This is a genomic window from Sinorhizobium chiapasense (genome assembly GCF_036488675.1).
Lineage (GTDB): Bacteria > Pseudomonadota > Alphaproteobacteria > Rhizobiales > Rhizobiaceae > Sinorhizobium > Sinorhizobium chiapasense.
In genome coordinates this window covers 106,691-127,639 of sequence record NZ_CP133150.1, presented here as the reverse complement: position 1 = coordinate 127,639, position 20,949 = coordinate 106,691, and the positions used below count along the sequence as shown (strand labels likewise).

Below are 20,949 nucleotides of genomic sequence, written 5' to 3'. Positions count from 1 at the left end.
TTCGAAAGGCGGGAATGATGCGGCTCGGCGCACGACGTGGCTGGCTGGTCGTAGCGACGGCGCCCATCGTCGGCTTCTTTGCCCTGCCGATCCTCTATCTCGTCGCCGTTTCTTTCAAAACCAAGGACGACGTGCTGAGCGGCCATTTCTGGCCCACGGTGCCGACGCTTGCCAACTGGCCATCTGCTTTCGAAGCGGCGAACCTTGCCGGTTTCATTTTCAACTCCGTCATGGTCTCACTCTCGGCTGGGCTACTCACCATCGCGCTCGCGCTGCCCTCGGCCTATGCCGTGTTGCGGCTCAAGATTGGCGGCAAATGGCTGGCAAGCGTGACGCTTTCGAGCTACATGGCACCGCCCATCGTGGCGCTCATCCCGCTCTTCTTCCTGCTGAAGGCGGTCGGGCTGCTCAACACGCGCGCAGGCCTCGTCCTCGTCTACGGCTTCGCCAACGTTCCCGTCGCCTTTTGGCTGCTGACGCCGTTCCTGCACCGGATACCGATTGAAATCGAAGAGGCGGCCGCGATGAACGGCGCCGGACCGCTTCGGACGCTTCTGCAGATCGTCTCACCGATCATCGCGCCGGGCATCGTGGCAACCTTCATCATCGTCACGGTGCTGTCCTATAACGAATTCCTCTTCGCCTCCGCCTTCACATTCTCCGATGTCACACGGACACTGCCGGTCGGCATTTCGCTTTTCCAGGGCGACAGGCTGGTGAATTTCGGCCAGATGGCCGCCGCTTCGCTTGCGGGCATCGCCCCGGTCTACCTGCTCGCGCTCAACATGCAACGCTACCTCGTCAGCGGCTCGCGCATGGCGCCGTGAAATAAAGGACGAACCGGAGCGCAGGTTGTCGCCACTCGGCACTGAGTGCCGTACTGCCCCCGGAATCGAATCAAATACTGCCGTTCGCTTCCACGTGCCCGTCGTCCTGCACGGAGCGGCCAGGCTTCGTCTCGCGGGCGAGTGGCCCTCCTCTTTTTTGCGACTGCGCCTCTTTTTTGGGGTCACTGCATGCGCGGATGAAGCAGATGCCGGTACCCGACCTGGGTCATCCTGCGAGCACGAGAAAGATGGGTTTCGTGAATGCGTTTTGCGCGAGCAGGATCGGCATCGGGATCGATGCCGAAAATGATCCTGACCGCCTCGCGCCAGTCAGCACCTTCTGCGTCCGCGTCGAGCAGACGCAGATAGGTCGCGACGTGAGCCTCGTCGTGGGCGTTCACCCTTTGAGTCAAAGGTGGTCCTTCTTCCCGGAAAGGCTTGTTCAAGGATCGCTCCTTATCGAAAAGCATTCTGACGACCATCGCCACATAATGAGCACCTCGGAGAGCGATGCCGTGTGAAGCCCTTACGTTATGCCGAAGGCTCCTCGGCCAGTTGTCTCACCAACTCGACGAAACGCCGCCGTACGGTGGGATCCTGAATTTTCACGAAGGCACGATTGAGGGCAATGCCCTCGGTCGAGTCGAGAAATTCAGCAACGAGTTCACTGGATCCCATTGCCGGCCGCTGCGGGGAGCGGGATGCCCCAGGACCCTCCTCGAAAAAGCAAGCGGCCGGACTTCCCAGAATGTGGGCGATGGCCTGCAAGCGACTGGGGCTGACGCGATTGGTCCCTTTTTCGTATTTTTGGACCTGCTGAAAGGTCACGCCGATCCCCTCGGCCAGGGCCATTTGCGTTATTCCCTTGATTGCGCGCTGTAAGCGGATGCGACTACCGACATGAACGTCGGTGGGATGCGGTATCTTTTTGACCATGGGACTGCATTAGCACGGAGTACTTCTGGCGTCATCACTCACAGAGCTGATTTTCGGCCCTCGGTTGAAAATTGGTGGCGAGCATCGCTAATCCTCGCGTCTTTCGTGGTAACGCGGGGTTGAATGCGGCGGACCTGGCGAAGATCCTGGCGAAACGCGCTGCGGTTGGTGAACTGCTTCTTTCGGGTTGTAAGCTAAGTCGCACTTTCGCCGACATACGCAAAGTCACAACACCTTATCCTGCGACGCCAGAATGTTACCTTGCCCACGTTACAATGATGTGGAAGATACGGCGCGGCAGCGCTTTGGAAGCTGCTGCATTTAGCTTGGCCGATAGCGGACGTCGGCTGAGCACCAAACACTTTCTTGTAGAACCGTACCGGAATCGCTGAATCAGACCTTCCCCGCGGTTCCACCCAAAGATACGGTGCCGCTGCACCTTCAATCGAAGATGCAATTTTCCCCGCACCCAGACTGAGCCAAACTGGATGCATGACTTGCCCCGCCATAGCACAGGGCTTTTTGTACAACTGTGATGCAAATCGCGGGATGGTGCCGCTTGGAGGCGGCAATGGGCTACGATTGGACAGGCAAGAGAGCGCGCAGGAAGAGAATAATCACAATCGGCGCGGTGGCTTTGCTGTCGACTGCTGTGGCCTTCTTCCTTTGGGCGGCGATGCGTGGTTAAGGTCGGTGGGCAAGGTTCGAAACGCAAATTTTCGGCTCGCCCGTTAGCCACGCCTCGAAATATGGCTTCGGCGTAGGCTTGTGGTTCCCGCCCGAATCACGGACCTTTGTTTCCTTCGTTGATCCAGCGTGACGACATGGCCAATGACTTGCCAGGCGCGGCCGGTCAACCCACCGGTGCGGTCGCATTTACTTGATCGTTTGCTAGGACTCTAACTTGCGTGCGTCGCAGGGCACAGCAATCGCAAGTCATCCTGTCGCAATCGATTAGTGACTGCCTTTTGGTGCGTTTGGCCAGGGATGAACGATGGTCGAAAGCAGAGGGCGCTCATATCGTTGAGAAGCCTCTGCTTCTCGGGAACTGTCAGGTTTGCCTCGCACTTGCCTTGGCCGATTGATGATCTCTTCTAAGAGTCTCCTGAACCGGTCTCCCGTCGCTTACGCCAAGCCGCTATCAGCAGACCTGACCTGGGCTAACCATGTCCAGGTGTTGTCAGCGAGGTGTTTAAGGCCGCTACTAAGGATCGAGCCAGAACTCTGCGGTTTTCTGGGACACTCATCATCGTCATGTGATTGCCTGGGACCGGTACGGCATGAATGGCCGTCTCACTCAAGACCCGGTCCCAACCCCGCATGGGCGAACTTGCCTCCGAAGCTAGGGAAATCCTGCCTGGCCGTGCCCGACGACTAGGCACTGGCTCAGCGGCATAAAGTTGATGTATCTCTATTGGCAGAGACGGGATTCGATACAACTGCAGCGCCCTTTGGAACTGGGAAATTCTTTCATACATCAAAACGTCGTTTCGGAGATCACCTGGAGAACGCGCTCCAATCTGCTGCGCCTTTTCAAGCAACTGAACAACTGAACTTTGTCTGGAAAAGCGTTCCAATACGTCGAACTGCTCATCATCCAACGGTTCGAGCGATTCTAACACCACTTCTTGGACTATTTGGGATGGTGGCTTGCTCATGGGATTTGCAGGTAGCGTAACATCGATGAAAGCCACGAATGATACAGTTTCATCGAAACTTAGTAACCGCTCGGCAATCGCGTAGGCCAAGATTGCGCCCGAGGAGTAACCAGCGAAGCGATATGGCCCCCGCGGCTGAAGGCTTTTAATCGCCAAGAGTGCTTGCGAGGCAATCGCCTCAAGAGTTAGGGGACAAGCGTCATCAAAGGACGGCCATGGCAGAGCATAGACAGGGCAATCTACGTCCATTTCCTTTACCAAGCTAAGGACATAGGAACAATCTCCGGAACCTGCGGGAAGAAAGAAGAGCGGCGCCTGTGATCCCGTCGCACGAACGGAAAGCACTCCAGCAGGAGTGGAGTGAGGTGCCAACTTGACCTTCGATGCAAGATCCATCAAAACAGGAGCTTGGAAGAGATCGGTGGCGCTAAACTTCAGCCCAAGATTTAGTGCTTGGCTGAGCAGCCGTACCGCCAACAGCGAGTGTCCGCCGAGCTCGAAGAAGTGGTCGTGGCGGCCGACCCGCTCGACACCGAGAAGCTCGGCCCAGATCGCGGCCAGCGTCGTCTCCACCTCGCCGCGCGGCGCCGCATAGCTGCGGCGGGCATAGGCCTCGTCCTCCGGAACAGGCAGTCCCTTGCGGTCGAGCTTGCCGTTCGGCGTCAGGGGCAGCGCCGCCAGCTTCACGAAGGCGGACGGCACCATGTAGTCCGGCAGTCGCGCGTGGAGATGCGCGCGCAAGGTGCCGGCAAGGTCGGACCCCTCGGCCTCGCCGGCATGCTCCGCCGCCGCAACCACATAGGCGATCAGCCGCTTGTCGCCGGCGCCATCCTCTCGCGCCACCACCACCGCCTCGCGCACCCAGGCGTGCTCAGAAAGCCGTGCCGCGATCTCGCCCGGCTCGATGCGGAAGCCGCGGATCTTCACCTGGTCGTCGTTGCGGCCGAGGAACTCCAGATTGCCGTCCGGCAGGTAGCGGGCCAGATCGCCGGTGCGGTACATGCGGGCGCCGGGCTCGTTGCAGAACGGATCGGCCAAAAACCGCTCCGCCGTCAGCTCCGGCCGGTTGAGATAGCCGCGCGCCACCCCCGCCCCGCCGATGTAGAGCTCGCCCACCGCCCCAAACGGAACCGGCGCGCCATGCCCGTCCAAGAGATAGACCCGCGTGTTGGCGATCGGACGGCCGATCGGGAGGCGGCGTGATGTCTCATCAATCACGGTAATCTCGCACACCGTCGCAAAGGTCGTCGTCTCGGTCGGACCGTAGCAGTGCAAGAGATGTTGCGGTCGGTTCTGCCTCAAAACCCTTGCTACTGCCGCCACATCAACCGCATCGCCGCCGACCAATAAAAGCCGCAAACTCGCCAGCACCGGACCTAAACCATCAGCGCTCTGGCTGAACAGCCCGGCTGTCAAATGCAGGACGGTAATGCGGTGCTGCTGAACCAGCCTGCGCAGCACCTCTGGCTGCAGCACGTCAGTGTATGGGACCACAACGAGAGTCGAACCGTGTAGCAGCGGCGCCCAGACTTCCAGGGTACTGATATCAAATGCGGGATTGCCCACCCACGCCACATGATCACGCGAGCTGAACTGCGCATAGCCATTGTTGATGACAAGCCGGTTGACCGCACGATGAGCAACAACAACCCCCTTCGGCAGGCCGGTCGAACCGGAGGTGTACATCACGTAAGCGGCAGCCTCGGCGCTCAATGCCAGGCCAGGATCGGCCGTAGATCCAGTTCCGGCCATGAGCGGCTCAATGGGCAAAACAGGGATCGTCCCCTCAACCAGATAATCATCGTCACTCTCGCTAAGCACCAGGCGCGCTGCACAGTCAGCCATGATCCAACGTTGTCGCGCAGGTGGAAGACCGCGATCGATCGGCACATAGACTGCGCCCGCCTTCAGGATCGCCAGTTGGGCCACGACAAGCGCGACGCAGCGGTCCAGCACTGTCGCAATGCTGTCCCCCGGCTTCACCCCGAGTCCGATGAGATGATGCGCCAGCCGGTTGGCCCGCGCGTTGAGCTCGCCGTAACTCAGCCGCTCGTCGTCATGGACCACCGCCACCGCATCGGGAGCCTGGCGCACCTGCGTCTCGAACAGTTCGTGGATGCACATGTCCGACGGATAGGCCGCAGCCGTCCGGTTCAACTCCTCCAGCAGGTAGCTGCGCTCGTTAACCGGTAGGATGTCCAGCTCGCGCACCGGCCTATTGGGGGCCTGCTCCAGTGCCTCTGCCAGTTGCTCGAGCGCGCACTGCATGTAGGAGCAGACCCGCTCCGCAGAGACGGGCGCCGCCACCTGCGCCGTCAGGCCGAGCGCCTCGCCAAGATCCTCCACCGACAAAGTCAGCGGATAGTTGGTGCGTTCCTCCGCGCCCAGCCATTCCACCCCCGCCAGCCCAGCATCCGGTCCGGAGCCGTATATCGCCGCCGGGCTGTCGTGACGGTAGTTCAACAACGCGCTGAACAGCGGCGCCGGTGCCGCAACGCCGCTGCAGCGTTGCGCCAGCGCCAGCGAAGCATGCTCGTGCGCCAGCAGCTCGGAAAGCCGGCGATGGGTGGTGCGCACGCTCGCCTCGACCCCGGTCTCGTCGAGGTCGAGCCGCACAGGCAGGGTGTTGATGAACAAGCCCATGGCACGGTCTGCACCGGTCCCGGCATGCATGCGGCCGAACAGCACCGTGCCGAACACCACCTGCTCGCGGCCGCTGCTGCGCGCCAGCACCTGTCCCCAGGCCAGGTGGCAGAGGCTCGCCAGGCTCACCCCCAGCCGCCGCGCCTGCACCCGCAGCCGATCGTTGAGCGCCTGCGGCAGCATCCGATGCGCCTCGCCAACCCCGCTGCCGTCGCCGTAGACTTCGCTCAGCCCGAACGGCATCGTCGGCTCGTCGATGTCCGCCAGCTGCTCCCGGAAGAACTGCTCATGCGCCTTGGCATCAACGCCCAGGCGCGCCTGTGCGACCAGATTGCGGAACGGCTGCGGCGCCGGCAGTTCGTGCGCGCGCCCCTCCAGCACCGCCCGCACCTCGGCATGCATGAGTTCCTGTGTGGTGTGATCGCCGATCAGATGGTGCTGCAGTTCTAAAAGCAGCCAGCGTTCGCTGCCGGGCTCGCGCGCAATCACAAACCGCATCAAAGGCGCCCGGGCCAAATCGATGCGCTGCCGGCGCGGATCGAACCGGCGCCGGAGCTCAGCGGCGCCGGAACCATCACAGCCGCTGAGCTCGACCTCGTTTACCTCGAGCGGCGCTTTGCGCCACACCACCTGGGCCGGGCTCGACAACCCCTCCCAGACGAACGACGTGCGCAGGATGTCGTGCCGGTCGACCACCTGCTGGACCGCGGCAAGATAGCGCTCGAGCAGCCCACGATCGGCAAAGGCCATCTGACCGACCAGCAGGTAGGGATCGCCGCGGCTGGCCAGCAGATGATGGAACAGGATGCCGTCCTGCAGCGGCGACAGGGCATAAATGTCCTGGATATTGCCGACGCCACCGAGCACCGTTTCTACGATCCGGTCGATCTCCGGCTGGGAAAGCGCGATAAGCGGCAGCATCTCTGGCGTAATCGCCGTACTCTGCTCGCTGATCAGGTTGGCAGGCACCGTCACCTCGTGATGGCTGCCCAGGCTTGCGGCAAGATCGGCCAGCACCGGCCTGGCGAACAGGGTGCGCACCTCGACGCCAAGCGACAGCCGCCGCAGCCGCTCCATCAACTGCACCGCCATGAGCGAGTGGCCGCCGAGCTCGAAGAAGTGGTCGTGGCGGCCGACCCGCTCGACACCGAGAAGCTCCGCCCAGATCGCGGCCAGCGTCGTCTCCACCTCGCCGCGCGGCGCCGCATAGCTGCGGCGGGCATAGGCCTCGTCCTCCGGAACAGGCAGTCCCTTGCGGTCGAGCTTGCCGTTCGGCGTCAGCGGCAGCGCCGATAGCTTCACGAAGGCGGACGGCACCATGTAGTCCGGCAGTCGCGCGTGGAGATGCGCGCGCAAGGTGCCGGCAAGGTCGGACCCCTCGGCCTCGCCGGCATGCTCCGCCGCCGCAACCACATAGGCGATAAGCCGCTTGTCGCCGGCGCGATCCTCTTGCGCCACCACCACCGCCTCGCGCACAAAGGCGTGCTCGACAAGCCGCGCGGCGATCTCGCCCGGCTCGATGCGGAAGCCGCGGATCTTCACCTGGTCGTCGGTGCGGCCGAGATACTCCAGATTGCCGTCCGGCAGATAGCGCGCAAGGTCGCCGGTCCGGTACATCCGCGCCCCGGGCTCATCGCTGAACGGATCGGCCAAAAACCGCTCCGCCGTCAGATCAGGCCGGTTGAGGTAGCCGCGCGCCACCCCCGCTCCGCCGATGTAAAGCTCACCCACCGCCCCGAACGGAACGGGCACACCATGGCCGTCCAGCAGGTAGATCCGCGTGTTCGCAATCGGACGGCCGATCGGGACGATTGATCCATCAAAATCATCCGGGCAGCTCCACGCCGTAACATCGATGGCAGCTTCCGTGGGACCGTATAGATTGTGCAGGCCGGTCCAAGGCAATAGGCGCCGAACCTTGTGCACGATGGAGCCAGGAAGCGCCTCGCCACTGCACAGGAGACGCTGCAGCGATGTGCAGCGATCAACACCCTTCGTGTCCATGAAGCTGGCCAGCATGGATGGCACGAAGTGAGCTGTCGTGACGCGTTGGCTGATCATCAGCTCTGCCAGCGCCTCGGGGTCTTTGTGCGCACCCGGAGGCGCCAGCACCAAGGACGCCCCTTCAAGCAACGTCCAGAAGAACTCCCAAGCCGAGACATCGAAGCCGAACGGCGTCTTCTGCAAGACAACATCAGTTGCCTTGAGGGCGTAGGCTTTTTGCATCCAGATCAGACGGTTGATAATCGCCCGATGTTCATTCTGTGCTCCTTTGGGGGTTCCGGTTGATCCGGAGGTATAGATGACATAGGCGAGGTGGCGGGAGGTGAGGCCGAGGGCGCGCTGGTCGGGGTCTGCGGCCGACAGTTCCGCCCAAGCGGGGGTGGCTGGCTCCAGATCGACCACCGTCAGACCGGTGAGCGCCTCGACGCCGAGTGCGGCGCGGCCGGCCGCGTCGCAAAGCAGCAGCAGCGGTGCTGCATCATCGAGAACCTGCCTGAGCCGCGCCGAAGGATAGGCTGGATCGAGCGGCAGATAGGCACCGCCGGACTTGAGGATCGCCAGAACCCCCACCACCATCGCCGGGCTGCGCTCCAGGCAGATCGCCACCGGCTGATCCGGCCTGACCTTAAGGGCGATCAGATGATGCGCCAGCCGGTTGGCCCGCTGATTGAGCTCGCCATAGCTCAACTGTTCGTCCTCACAGACCACCGCCACCGCATCGGGGGCCCGGCGCACCTGCGCCTCGAACAGCTCATGGATGCATCGTTCCGACGGGTAAGGCGCCGCCGTCCGGTTCAACTCCTCCAAAAGATAGGTGCGCTCGTCAGCCGGCAGGATGTCCAGCTCGCGCACCGGCCTATCGGGGGTCTGCTCCAGTGCCCCTGCCAGTTGCTCGAGCACGTGCTGCATGTAGGCGCAGACCCGCTCCGCAGACACGGGCTCCGCCACCTGCGCCGTCAGGCCGAGCGCCTCGCCAAAATCCTCCACCGACAGGGTCAGCGGATAGTTGGTGCGTTCCTCGCCGCCCAGCCATTCCATGCCGGACAGGACATCATCCGTTCGGGAGCCGGATATCGCCGCCGGCGTGTTGTGACGGTAGTTCAACAGTGCGCTGAACAGCGGCGCCGGTGCCGCAACGCCGCTGCAGCGTTGCGCCAGCGCCAGCGAAGCATGCTCGTGCGCCAGCAGCTCGGAAAGCCGGCGATGCGTGGTGCGCACGCTCGCCTCGACCCCGGTCCCGTCGAGGTCGAGCCGCACAGGCAGGGTGTTCATGAACAGGCCCAGCGCGCGGTCGGCGCCTATACCCGCCTGCATGCGGCCGAACAGCACCGTGCCGAACACCACCTGCTCGCGGCCGCTGCTGCGCGCCAGCACCTGCCCCCAGGCCAGGTGGCAGAGGCTCGCAAGACTCACCCCCAGCCGCCGCGCCTGCACCCGCAGCCGATCGTTGAGCGCCTGCGGCAGCAGCCGATGCGCCTCGCCAACCCCGCTGCCGTCGCCGTAGACTTCGCTCAGCCCGAACGGCATCGTCGGCTCGTCGATGTCCGCCAGCTGCTCCCGGAAGAACTGCTCATGCGCCTTGGCATCAACGCCCAGGCGCGCCTGTGCGACCAGATTGCGGAACGGCTGCGGCGCCGGCAGTTCGTGCGCGCGCCCCTCCAGCACCGCCCGCACCTCGGCATGCATGAGTTCCTGTGTGGTGTGATCGCCGATCAGATGGTGCTGCAGTTCCAAAAGCAGCCAGCGTTCGCTGCCGGGCTCGCGCGCGATCACAAACCGCAACAACGGCGCCCGGGCAAGATCGATGCGCTGCCGGCGCGGATCGAACCTTCGCCGGAGCTCCTCGGGGCCGAGACCATCACAGTCATCCAGCTCGACCTCGCTCACATCGAGCGGCGCTTTCCGCCACACCACCTGGGCCGGGCTCGACAGCCCCTGCCAGACAAACGACGTGCGCAGAATGTCGTGGCGATCCACCACCCGCTGGACCGCGCCGAGATAGCGATCGAGCAGGCCGCGATCGACAAACGCCATCTGGCTGACCAGCAGGTAGGGGTCGCCGCGGCTCGCCAGCAGATGATGGAACAGGATGCCGTCCTGCAACGGCGACAGGGCATAAATGTCCTGGATGTTGCCGACACCGCCGGGCACCGTGGCGACGATCCGGTCGATCTCCGGCTGGGCCAGGTCGATAAGCGGCAGCATCTGCGGCGTAATCGCCGTACTCTTCTCGGTGATCAGGTTGGCAGGGATCGCCACCTCGTGATGGCTGCCGAGGCTCGCGGCAAGATCGGCCAGCACCGGCTTGGCGAACAGGGTGCGCACCTCGACGCCAAGCGACAGCCGCCGCAGCCGCTCCAGCAGTTGCACCGCCAGCAGCGAATGGCCGCCGAGTTCGAAGAAGTGGTCGTGGCGGCCGACCCGCTCGACACCGAGAAGCTCGGCCCAGATCGCGGCCAGCGCCGCCTCGACCTCGCCGCGCGGCGCCTCATAGGCCGCCCGCGCATAGGCGTCGCCCTCCGGAACAGGCAGCGCCTTGCGGTCGAGCTTGCCGTTCGGCGTCAGCGGCAGCGCCGATAGCCGCACGAATGCACTCGGCACCATGTAGTCCGGCAGCCGGGCATGGAGATGCGCGCGCAAGGTGCCGGCAAGGGCGGACCCCTCGGCTTCGCCGGCATGCTCCGCCGCCGCAACCACATAGGCGACAAGGCGCTTGTCGCGGGCGCCATCCTCTTGCGCCACCACCACCGCCTCGCGTACCCCGGCGTGCTCGATGAGGCGAGCGGCGATCTCGCCGGGCTCGATGCGGAAGCCGCGGATCTTCACCTGGTCGTCGGTGCGGCCCAAGAACTCCAGATTGCCGTCCGGCAGGTAGCGGGCCAGATCGCCGGTGCGGTACATGCGGGCGCCGGGCTCGTTGCAGAACGGATCGGCCAAAAACCGCTCCGCCGTCAGCTCCGGCCGGTTGAGATAGCCGCGCGCCACCCCCGCCCCGCCGATGTAAAGCTCACCGACCGCCCCAAACGGAACCGGCGCGCCATCACCGTCCAGCAAGTAAATCCGCGTGTTCGCAATCGGTCGGCCGATCGGAACAACCGACCCGTCAAACCCAGCGGGATAAACCCAAGCTGTCGCGTCAATTGTTGCCTCAGTAGGTCCATAGAGATTAACGAGTGGCCGTGGTGCCAATTGCAGCCATTTAGTGGCTATCTCGCTTCCAAGGAGCTCTCCGCCACAGAACAGGTATCGTAAACTCTCGATTTCCTTTTGCTCAACGTCAGTGGCCGCAATCAACGCTGAAAGAAGCGACGGAACCACTTGTAGAACCGTCACTCGGAACGAGCCTACGAGACCCAAGATTGTGCGAATATCTAATTGTCGGTCGAGAGAAAGAAGAATTGAACGTGCCCCAATCGATAAGGCTGTCCATAGCTCCCAAACGGCGGCATCAAAAGAGGGGGAAGTTCGCTGCAAGAAAACGTCGTGGGCAGCAAGCTGGAATCGATCCGCCTGCCAGATCGTATGGTTCACCAGACCTCGATGCTCGACCATGACGCCCTTTGGGGTGCCGGTGGATCCGGAGGTGTAGATGACATAGGCGAGATGGCGGGAAGTGAGGCCAAGGGCGCGCGGGTCGGGATCGCAGGCCGGCAGCTCCGCCCAGGCCGGGGTGGCTGTCTCGAGATCAACCACCGTCAGATCGGCGAGCGCCTCGGCGCCCAGTGCTGCGCGACCGGCCGCGTCGCAAAGCAGCAGCCGCGGGGCGGCATCGTCGAGCACCTGCCTGAGCCGCGTCGACGGATAGGCCGGGTCGAGCGGCAGATAGGCGCCTCCGGCCTTGAGGATCGCCAGCAGCCCCACCACCATCGCCGGACTGCGCTCCAGGCAGATCGCCACCGGCTGGTCCGGCCTGACCCCAAGGGCGACCAGATGATGCGCCAGCCGGTTGGCCTGCGCATTGAGTTCGCCATAACTCAGCTCTTCGTCTTCATAGACCACCGCCACCGCATCGGGGGCCTTGCGCACCTGCGCTTCGAACAGCTCGTGGATGCACATGTCCGACGGGTAAGGCGCCGCCGTCCGGTTCAACTCCTCCAAAAGATAGGTGCGCTCGTCTAACGCCAGCAGCTCAATCCGGCCCACCGGTTGCTCTGCATCGGCCATCACACCGCATAACAAATTTTGCAAATGCTGCGTCATACGGTCGGTTTGCTGGGACGCTAAACGACTTGCATCAAAGTGCCATCGAAAGCTTCCATCCAGAGCGCAAACCTCAAACGTCAGCAAATCACCCGATAGGGCTGTTTCAGAATGCGCGTTCGATGCTGGATCGCCAGCGGCAACACAGCTGTCCGTCGTGATCGTGATGCCAATCGGCCAGGGTCGGCGTGATCGGAGCGCCTCCATACCTCGCAATCTCGGGCAGCGCGCGATGAGATCCCGCGCAAAGCTATCGTGCTCCCTCAACTGAGCACATTCTGCCGCCACTGCCCTGCGCACTTCTGCAAAGCCAAGGCTGAGATCAACGGTAATTTCCATCGGCACGACAGAAGCGACAAGCGCTTCCAGTGTCTTTAATCCGGCTGGCGACCCATTCGTAGCGGGAGTCCATCCTAATTGAAGCTCTGACACGCCCGTAATGCGGGCGAGATAGATCAGCCAAGCAGTCAGCAAGTGTTCCGCGCGATCAATTTCGGACAACTCAGCCAAAGCAGGCGGCGTGATCCACGGACTCGCCTTCCATCTGGGCGGAGCCGCAGCTATGGACGGCGACAGAAAAGGAAGCTGCAAGGTCTTAAACTGCTCAAGCCGCTGTCGCCAAAAATCCTCCTGAGGCGCCAGCTTTTCATGTGCAGCAGTGATGCTCCGCGCCTGGTCATCGCTCAATATCGGGAGGCGATCGCCGACGTCCACATCAAAACGTTTCGCGAGTGCTCGGGCGTCGAGGTCCTCACCATCTGAGCTGCCAAAGCAAACATCGACATCCTGCGTACCCGTCGCCACACGCCAATGGCTGGAGTGGATTTCAAGCAGGCGACCTGCCGGAAAGCCCGAGCGTCGAGGCAACACCTCCAGGCGCCTGACTGTGGCGGCGTCCTCGCCTAGCAGCACCTTGGGCAGACACATGGGATTGGAATGATACGGTCCAAAATCTACGGCACGTGTCATCGCTGACAGGTCTTGCGCGGGTCGATCCCATCGCAGACAGCCCGCCGCATCCGGCCGTTGATGCTTCGTAAAGAAGCTTCTGTCCATTAGCGCCTGAAACTCCTGGGCCGGTGAGTGCGAGACCGCCATTGTCGTAACGGATCGTTTCACCAGTGTCCTGAGCAATCGGCGTGCCAATCAAACAAGTTGTGCGAACCTTGGTTAAAGGAAAAAACCATGTTGTTCGCGTCGCGTCGGCGGAATATTGGCGCCTCAGTGTCGGACTCCGGACACAGACGTCGGTAGCGGAGGCGACGACACGGATCCTGGCCTGAGGACCGGTCGCCTCGTCCCGAACTGCAATGTCTGCTCGCGGAGCAATCCGTGATGGCGACCTCATGACGAGGCGGTACCGACATGACTGTATAAAGTTGGAGTCAGGCGGCTTCCGCATGCCCGGCCATAGAACATAGAACTTCTTTTCGGCATCGAAACTCGGAATGAGTAGCGCATCCTGCTTGCCACCGAAGCCGGCGGAGGCTCACTTCAACTCTTTAGGCGAGCGTCTGGGAAACGACGGTCGACGCGCAACCGCGGGGCATCATTCTCATCGAAATCGCGCAGCCAAGGCAATGATCCCTCCCGCGAAGGGAAGATAAATTCCGTTTATAGTTCGACTGCCGAAACTCATCGGTTTTTCCGAGTTGCCAATCTCAGCCTCGAACGACCCGCTCTCGTCATTTGTCCTGACACAGACATCTTGAAAATCCAAGAATGCACCAGTACTCGGCGCAGATGATTTGTATACAGCTTCTTTTATCACGAAGATTAGTTTCGGGCCGAAGCGACTGCTGGACCCGCTCCGCTCCATTTCGGTAGGCGTGCATATGATCGGCAGCAGGTCAGCTCCGAGCGGTTCATCATCTTCAATGTCCAGTCCCAGAGCGAGCACGCTGCTGGAACGTCCGGCAACGGCTCCGCACTCAGACAAAGAGTGGGAAATGCTCCCGACGACTCCGAAAGGCCAAAGAGGAGCGCGATCTGCTCTCGACATGATCGGAACAGGAGCAACACCCAATCGTCGCAACGACTCCCGAGCGTGATGCCGTCCCCCCCCAGGCGAACTCACGCCGACGGCGAAGGGAGACGTTTCCCAGCATTTCAGCTTGAGTGGCAAATGGGAGCGGAACCGGATACCTATCGGTCCGCCCGAAAAGCTGATGTCATGCGCGAAGGTTGAGCCGATAGCAGCCCCCTAAAGTCGCAAGCCTGTTCATAGCTGAGCGAGTTTTTGTTTTGGGACTGTAATGTGCGCTTGCGCGCACCGGGAGGATAACTATTCTTCATCTTCAGCTTCAGCCAATTCATCGCGTAGGTTGGGCAGTTCCCGTCCGAGGCGTCGCGCCACGTAGCGACCCAAACCAGTCACACTGGTTCGGATTTGCTCGGGAGTAACCGCGCTGAACGCCAATCGAATCCGGCAGTCTTGAGAGTTATCCAACGCGAAGAAGCTCGTCGGCATAACGATGACATCGTCACGCCTTGCGCACTCGCTCACGCTCTCAGCTCCAAATTTGAAAGGAAGATCAAAACTTAGAAAGAAGCCGCCGGAGGGACGATTCCATCGAATCTGATCCGGAAAATTTGAAAAAACGCTGTCCAACTGACACAACATGGCGTCGCGGTTCGCATGGTACCAATCCAGCGCCGGCTGAACCCAGGCACGCAAGCTTATCCCCTGTTCAATCAACAGCCCTGCCACGATCGCTTGTGTGATCTGGCTTGTATTGAGGGTGACGAAACTCTTGCGCTGAACCAGATCTTCCCAAAGTGCCCGGGAAGCCCGGGCGTCTCCAAAGATCGTCTCGGGCAAAATCGCTGCTCCGACCCGGAGAGCTGGGCTGAGAGTCTTGGAGAATGTCGACAGGTAAATAACACTTCCGACCTCATCCAAAGCGGCCATCGGAGGTACCGCATCTCCTTCATACCGAAATAGCCCATATGGATTGTCCTCCAGAACGACGATCCGATGTCTGGCGCACACTTGAAGGATATCGCGCCGTGCAGCGGTATCGAGAACGCGCCCCGTCGGATTGTCAAAATCGGGAATAAGATATATCGCGCGAGCCCTCCGACCATTCCGGCGCAATTGCGGGACGGCGAACTCGATGGCGTCTGCGATGGAAGGCGCAGAGTTGCATAACGCGGTGATGGGGACCCTTGCAACGTTAGCTGCACCGATCGCACCTATATAGGTGGGATTGCAGACTAGGAGCACGTCTGAAGGTTCGGGACACAGTGCCGGTACGCAGAGGGCAAGCGCCTCCTGGCAACCTGCCGTGATCAGTACGCCATCCGCCCTCGCAGGAACCCGCTCATCGGATCGAACCTGCTGTGCAACGAGCTCGCTGATGACTCCGGCGGTTCGTCCATACTGTAACAACTGAGACCATACTTGCCCACCCCCGTGACCGCCAGCTGAATGTCGTTCATACACAGCCAGTGAATTCAACAGCACCTGGGGCTTCAGCCTAGCGAGGAAACGGTCATTCGGTCTGCCAGACGCCAGCGAGACAGCCGAGGGAAACAGACTCGAGACTTCGTTCAGGAAATTCATTACATGTTGCGACGTAACATCCATCATGAGCCTTGTGGAGGAGCATAAAAAGGAAAAGACACCAGCGTCGCAGCGTGAGCCTACTGAAGGTCTAAGGACAGCTAGTATTTTCCGGATGACTCAAGCTGATCAAACAGTTCTTGAACGTTGCTCTCAAGAAATCCTTCCTTGCCGCTCCTATGGATGAGTTCAATAGTCATCCCGGTATTGGGGCACCGAGAAGAGAATGCCTGTGTTAGCCCAGCCCCCTCAATAACGGTCGTGTCAAACGACAAGCCGCGCTCCTTAAGTGTATCGATCGCCGTCGACACATCATCCACGGCTAAGGCGACGTGAGCTAGCCCCGCACCAAAATTTTGGACAAGTTGAGACACCTGCGACTCCGGCTCTGTACCTTGGCAAAGTACAAAGCATATCCCGTCGCGAACCATGTCTGCAGCCACCATCCCACTTTTCTTACCCTTTATGTGGAAACGGCGCCTCAGCCTAAAGCCAAGGACATCTTGAAACAAGTGGATAGCGTCGTCCAAGTTATGAACCGCTAAAGCAATGTGATCAATACCATGGAATGATGGAGTCGCATGGCTACCCACCTCGGCCGAGTCTTGCGGAACACGATCAATCGACGAATTCATGGAATTATTCATTTTGAGTCCCTTTGTCCTAATTGTGTCCTTGTCCCTAGCTAGCGCAGTCTATTTAGTGACCACCACTCGCCCACTGCATCCGAGTGGCAATATGTAATATGGCACCAGCACCCAGCGGATGACGCGGCCCATTTCCCTGACTATGCGCGCAGCTAATAGGCAATGTACTACTACCAATAAAGACGCTAGCGCAGACCAATCGGGTTGCAGGTTGTCGCCTATCCAAATCGCCTGGATCGCAAGCGTCTGCACGCACTTGAAGGAGACCTATGTGCCATCGTCACCCCCTCATCCAATCCATTCCCTAGGCTGCATAGTTTCAGCCCTGGGCGACGAGCCACAACCAAATGCGGAGCACTGGTTGTGGCTCGGGAGTAGCCACGCTGTAGGCGGTAGTCTCGAGAGTTATCCAGGGCGAAGGGCGCAAGCGGCACCGGCGATGGATACGGCAACGCTTCACTTGCCCGGACCGCACCCAACAGTGCAGTGTCCATGGCACTGGGTTGGATTGAGAGAGCAAGTTTCATCTGAACTCCCGGGTCATGACTGCGAGACCGCCATTGTCGTAACGGATGCTTCACCGTGTCTAGCAATCGGCGTGCCAATCAAAGAGGTTGTGCGAACTTGCTAAAGAGGAACAAAACAACGTATTTCGCGTCGCGTCGGCGGAAATCTTGCAGCCTTGCTGTCGGACTTCAGACACAGACGTCTGGGACCGGACACTATGAACGTGACAACACGGAGCGCCGACCGAGGACGGTCGCCTCGTCCCGAACTCGTAGGTCTAGGCAAGGCAGCCGAACTCGCCTTGGAGTGCATGGATGAGGAGAACACACGGCTACAGTCGCTTCGCGACCGATTGGAGAAAGGACTTCTTGAGCGCATCCCCAACATCTTCGTCACCGGCGATCCGCTGGCGCGGTTGCCGAATATCGCAAACGTCGCCTTCGACAGCATCGACTGCGAGGCGACACATTTCTCCTCAACCGCCGCTGCATCGCCTGCTCCTCGGGCTCCGCCTGAGCCTCTAGCTCCTTGGGGCGGAGCCATGTTCTAGCGGCCATGAATATCCCATGCCCCGGGGCAGTGCGCTTCTCCCCTTCACGCTACAACCGCGATGTCGATCGGGTGCCCGAAGTGCTACCGGGATCGTGAAGAAATTGCGCGACTTTTTCCCAAAGTAGGAAATGCTGAGGACTTCCAGCCCGGGTCTCTGCCTGAGGGAAAGGAGCGAGGTCATGAGGCGTCGGGTCCTTCCAATCAGACAACGCGCGGTGGTGCAGAACAGGCCCCAGGCATCGCCTTCTAAGAGATCTGTGCGCGGGGTCGTTTATCTCTCTGAATTCGTGCCACTTTTCGCAATTCCTTGACGACAGCAGGCGCTCGAGCGGCATCGGCCGAACGTCAACCCTTCGGTGGTGGAATAGCCGCTATCCGGCCGTGGCCAGGATGTTGAAGCTCCGTGTCAGGTTGCAGGCGATGGCGGTACGGCGGATCTGCAGGGATGCTTTGGCAAGACCCCGCCATCGCATGCGGCAAAGTCCATAGCTGCGCTTCCGGGAGCCTCGGGATCAGCTCGCCCATCGTTGATGTTGGCAGCGGTTACTGCATCTCTTCGACCAGTGTAGTCGGCATCAGCACCGACATCGGCTTTAAAACCGTGGACCGCTGGCCGCCCCTTGTGCTTGACCCAATGGCCTTCATCGGCTTCGATGGAGAGTCCCCAACGATCTGCAGCAGACCGCGTACACGCGATTGCACCGCATAGTACTTTCAGGCGGCCTTCGAGGCATGCCAGACCTACTAGATTCGCGTCATCATGCGAAGCGCCGCCTGAACGCCGACATGGAGACTCGGGCTGCAAGACGCTGGCAACGTTACATGTTCGACTTGGACACACACGCAAGGCCTTGAACGCTGCGCCATCGCTTGCGAGCAAACGAGTAGGGCTCTGGTCCCCCCGAGAGCCGCTGAAACGCCAACAATCTCAGCTTTCCCCGGACAGGACCAAACCTACAACTTATTGGAAGCTCTCGGCTAGCCGATGAAGCGGAACACTGCTTCAGCCTGAGCTAGAAGTCTATTCCGCCCCCGGGCGGCATGGCGGGCGGAGCCTCCTTCTTGGGCTTCTCGGCGATCATCGCTTCGGTGGTGACCAGCAAGCCGGCGATCGAGGCCGCATCCTGCAGTGCCGTCCGGACGACCTTAGCGGGGTCGATCACGCCCATTGAGAAGAGGTCGCCGAATTCGCCCGTCTGGGCATTCCAGCCATAGGAGAATTCCGCCTTCTCGCGCAACTTGCCGACGATGATCGAGCCCTCGGCACCGGCGTTTTCGGCGATCTGGCGAACGGGGGCTTCGATCGCGCGGCGGACGATCTCGATGCCGACCCGCTGATCGTCATTCGCCGTCGGCACCTCGGCGAGCGCCTTGACGACGCGCAGGAGCGCGACGCCGCCGCCCGGCAGAATACCCTCCTCGACTGCAGCACGCGTTTCATGCAACGCATCGTCGACGCGTCCTTCCGTTCCTTCACTTCGACTTCCGTCGAGCCGCCGGCGAGCTTCGCGAGCCGCTCCTGCAGCTTCTCAAGGCGTGGCCAGCCAGGCGAGAGGCGAATGGCGGGCGTCCCCCGTCCCGCGGCGGATCAAGCGGATGTCCGAAGATAGCGTGATCCAGGCCAGCCTTTACGGCCCAATCGAAGAGGTCGGCATCGAAGAGGCTCGCTACCAATTTGAGGTCAATGTCTTTGGCATCGCCAGCCTGACGCAGCTTCTGCTGCCAGCAATGAGAAGAAACGGGTCCGGAACGATCGTCAACATTACCTCGATGGGTGGCAAGATCTACACCCTGCTGGGAGGATGGTACCACGCCACAAAGTATGCACTCGAAGGGTTGTCGGACTGCCTGAGACTTGAACTTGCACCATTGGGCATCAAGATTGTGGTCATCGAGCCGGGCCTGATTGAGACGCGCTTCGGCGACGTGATGGCGGAAGCTCTCGTGAAAAGATCAAGCAATGGGCCTTATGCCAAGCTCGCGCAGGACGTCGCCAAGTCCACAAAGGAGGCCTATGGACACGGTCGTGGCACCGATCCTAGCGTGGTCGCCGACGTCGTGTCGAAGGCCATCAAGGCGCGAAAGCCGCGCACGCGCTATGCCGTCGGAAAATATGCCAGACCGATGATCATGCTACGAAAATGGCTGGGAGATCGCATGTTCGATCGGATCGTCATGAGTCTCATGCGGTAGGACATGCGTCCACCACAGCCGTCTCGATCACAGACCCAAGCGCGAGAAGGCGATGTGTCAGCAGAACTTCTCAGAGCGGCCTGATATCCGCGCAGTCAGCCAGATGACGGTCCCGTCCCCAACACCTGGCAAAGTCGCGTCGGCAAAGTGCGCGTCGATTTGGTGGAGTCCGTCAGCATCTACTTCAGCAAAAAGGCGAACGGACTGCATTGAGTTGCCTCATCCTGGATCAATCCGAGTTCACGGAAATTAATCTATGTTCAACCTGGCTTGCTGCCGTCGAAGATAAAAGTCCACAATTTTGCCGAAAGTTTTCGGCTCTCCCATGAATTCGCCCACGCCCCGACTACAAGCGATAACTTTCAGCGCAGATTCGGTCTCTCAGTTTCCAATCAGATTTCAAGCGCGGCCACTTTTGTGCTGAATAGAGTAGCTACTTCCGGATTTTAGTTTTGACATTTCCTTGATCAGTGTTAGTCGAGCAACCGAAAAATGGTCGCCGTTCTCGGCCGCCTGGTGACGGTTTCCCATCCTGACTTCCGATAGGAGAAGAAAATGACAGCAACCACGCTCGGTGCGAGCAACGAACTCTTTGTTGAGCTGGCCGCGGAAATCGTAGCCGCCTATGTGAGCAACCATGTGGTTCCGGTTGCCGAGCTTCCGACGCTTATCGCCGACGTCCATTCCGCGCTCAACAACACCACAGCCCCCGCGCCGGTGGTTGTTCCCGTTGAGAAGCCGAAGCCTGCGGTCTCGGTCCGCAAGTCGGTGCAGGACGATCAGATCACGTGCCTCGAATGCGGCGGCACCTTCAAGTCGCTGAAGCGCCACCTGATGACCCATCACAGTCTTTCCCCGGAAGAGTACCGCGAGAAGTGGGATCTGCCGGCAGACTACCCGATGGTCGCACCCGCTTACGCCGAAGCCAGGTCGCGCCTCGCCAAGGAAATGGGCCTTGGCCAGCGTCGCAAACGTCGCGGCAAGTAAAGCGCTTGAGCCTCGCCGCGCGATCCCTGCGTCGGGTGAAGGACCTTTTACCGCTGAACTCGTAGGAATGCCATGAGCCAACGCGCCGGCGATTCGCGGCATCGCAGCGGTTTGGACGCGATCGTCGCATTATCCTGACGGCGCTGTCAGTGATCGCGCGGCAAACGCATAGAGCCGATGATGCGCCAGCCTCTTCGGCAATGAGGACAATAAAGAAGGCCACATAGAAG

8 protein-coding genes and 3 pseudogenes are annotated in these 20,949 nt (G+C 60.8%); 4 read left to right on the top strand and 7 right to left on the bottom strand.

Annotated elements, in window-relative coordinates; genetic code table 11:
* The first annotated feature begins 14 nt into the window (after positions 1–14).
* Entirely contained in the window at positions 15–827 is an 813-nt protein-coding gene (locus RB548_RS22055; protein WP_331375417.1) for a carbohydrate ABC transporter permease, read from the top strand.
* A 182-nt stretch (positions 828–1,009) separates the two neighbouring features.
* Here the strand turns inward: RB548_RS22055 and RB548_RS22050 are convergent, their stop codons facing one another.
* The 6 genes from RB548_RS22050 to RB548_RS22030 all read right to left on the bottom strand — a co-directional run bounded on the left by RB548_RS22050 (position 1,010) and on the right by RB548_RS22030 (position 16,480).
* On the bottom strand, positions 1,010–1,309 hold the full coding sequence (locus tag RB548_RS22050) for a DNA -binding domain-containing protein (protein ID WP_331375440.1): 300 nt from the start codon (positions 1,307–1,309) through the stop codon (positions 1,010–1,012).
* 49 nt (positions 1,310–1,358) lie between these two features.
* Entirely contained in the window at positions 1,359–1,763 is a 405-nt protein-coding gene (locus tag RB548_RS22045; RefSeq protein ID WP_331375416.1) for a helix-turn-helix domain-containing protein, read from the bottom strand.
* Positions 1,764–2,923: 1,160 nt separating this feature from the next.
* Complete coding sequence (locus RB548_RS22040; protein ID WP_331375415.1) at positions 2,924–13,324, bottom strand: amino acid adenylation domain-containing protein; 10,401 nt, start codon at positions 13,322–13,324, stop codon at positions 2,924–2,926.
* A 499-nt stretch (positions 13,325–13,823) separates the two neighbouring features.
* Positions 13,824–14,270, bottom strand: coding sequence for a 4'-phosphopantetheinyl transferase family protein (locus RB548_RS32185; RefSeq protein ID WP_408642442.1), 447 nt, complete (start codon positions 14,268–14,270; stop codon positions 13,824–13,826).
* 282 nt (positions 14,271–14,552) lie between these two features.
* Entirely contained in the window at positions 14,553–15,833 is a 1,281-nt protein-coding gene (locus RB548_RS22035; protein ID WP_331375414.1) for an aminotransferase-like domain-containing protein, read from the bottom strand.
* A 101-nt stretch (positions 15,834–15,934) separates the two neighbouring features.
* The gene (locus tag RB548_RS22030) at positions 15,935–16,480 is read right to left on the bottom strand and encodes a VOC family protein (RefSeq protein WP_331375413.1); all 546 of its coding nucleotides are present in this window, start codon (positions 16,478–16,480) and stop codon (positions 15,935–15,937) included.
* A 769-nt stretch (positions 16,481–17,249) separates the two neighbouring features.
* Here RB548_RS22030 and RB548_RS22025 point away from each other — a divergent pair.
* Positions 17,250–17,664, top strand: a pseudogene (locus RB548_RS22025) (aminotransferase class V-fold PLP-dependent enzyme); the annotation flags it as partial.
* A gap of 888 nt (positions 17,665–18,552) precedes the next feature.
* On the opposite strand, the pseudogene RB548_RS22020 reads toward RB548_RS22025, so the two are convergent.
* Positions 18,553–19,070, bottom strand: a pseudogene (locus RB548_RS22020) (TCP-1/cpn60 chaperonin family protein); the annotation flags it as partial.
* 95 nt (positions 19,071–19,165) lie between these two features.
* Between RB548_RS22020 and RB548_RS22015 the strand changes: the two are divergent.
* Both RB548_RS22015 and mucR read left to right on the top strand, forming a co-directional pair.
* Positions 19,166–19,732, top strand: a pseudogene (locus RB548_RS22015) (SDR family NAD(P)-dependent oxidoreductase); the annotation flags it as partial.
* 555 nt (positions 19,733–20,287) lie between these two features.
* A complete protein-coding gene (gene mucR, locus RB548_RS22010; RefSeq protein ID WP_331375412.1) occupies positions 20,288–20,719 on the top strand; it encodes an exopolysaccharide biosynthesis transcriptional regulator MucR in 432 nt (143 codons plus the stop codon).
* The last annotated feature ends 230 nt before the right edge of the window (positions 20,720–20,949 follow it).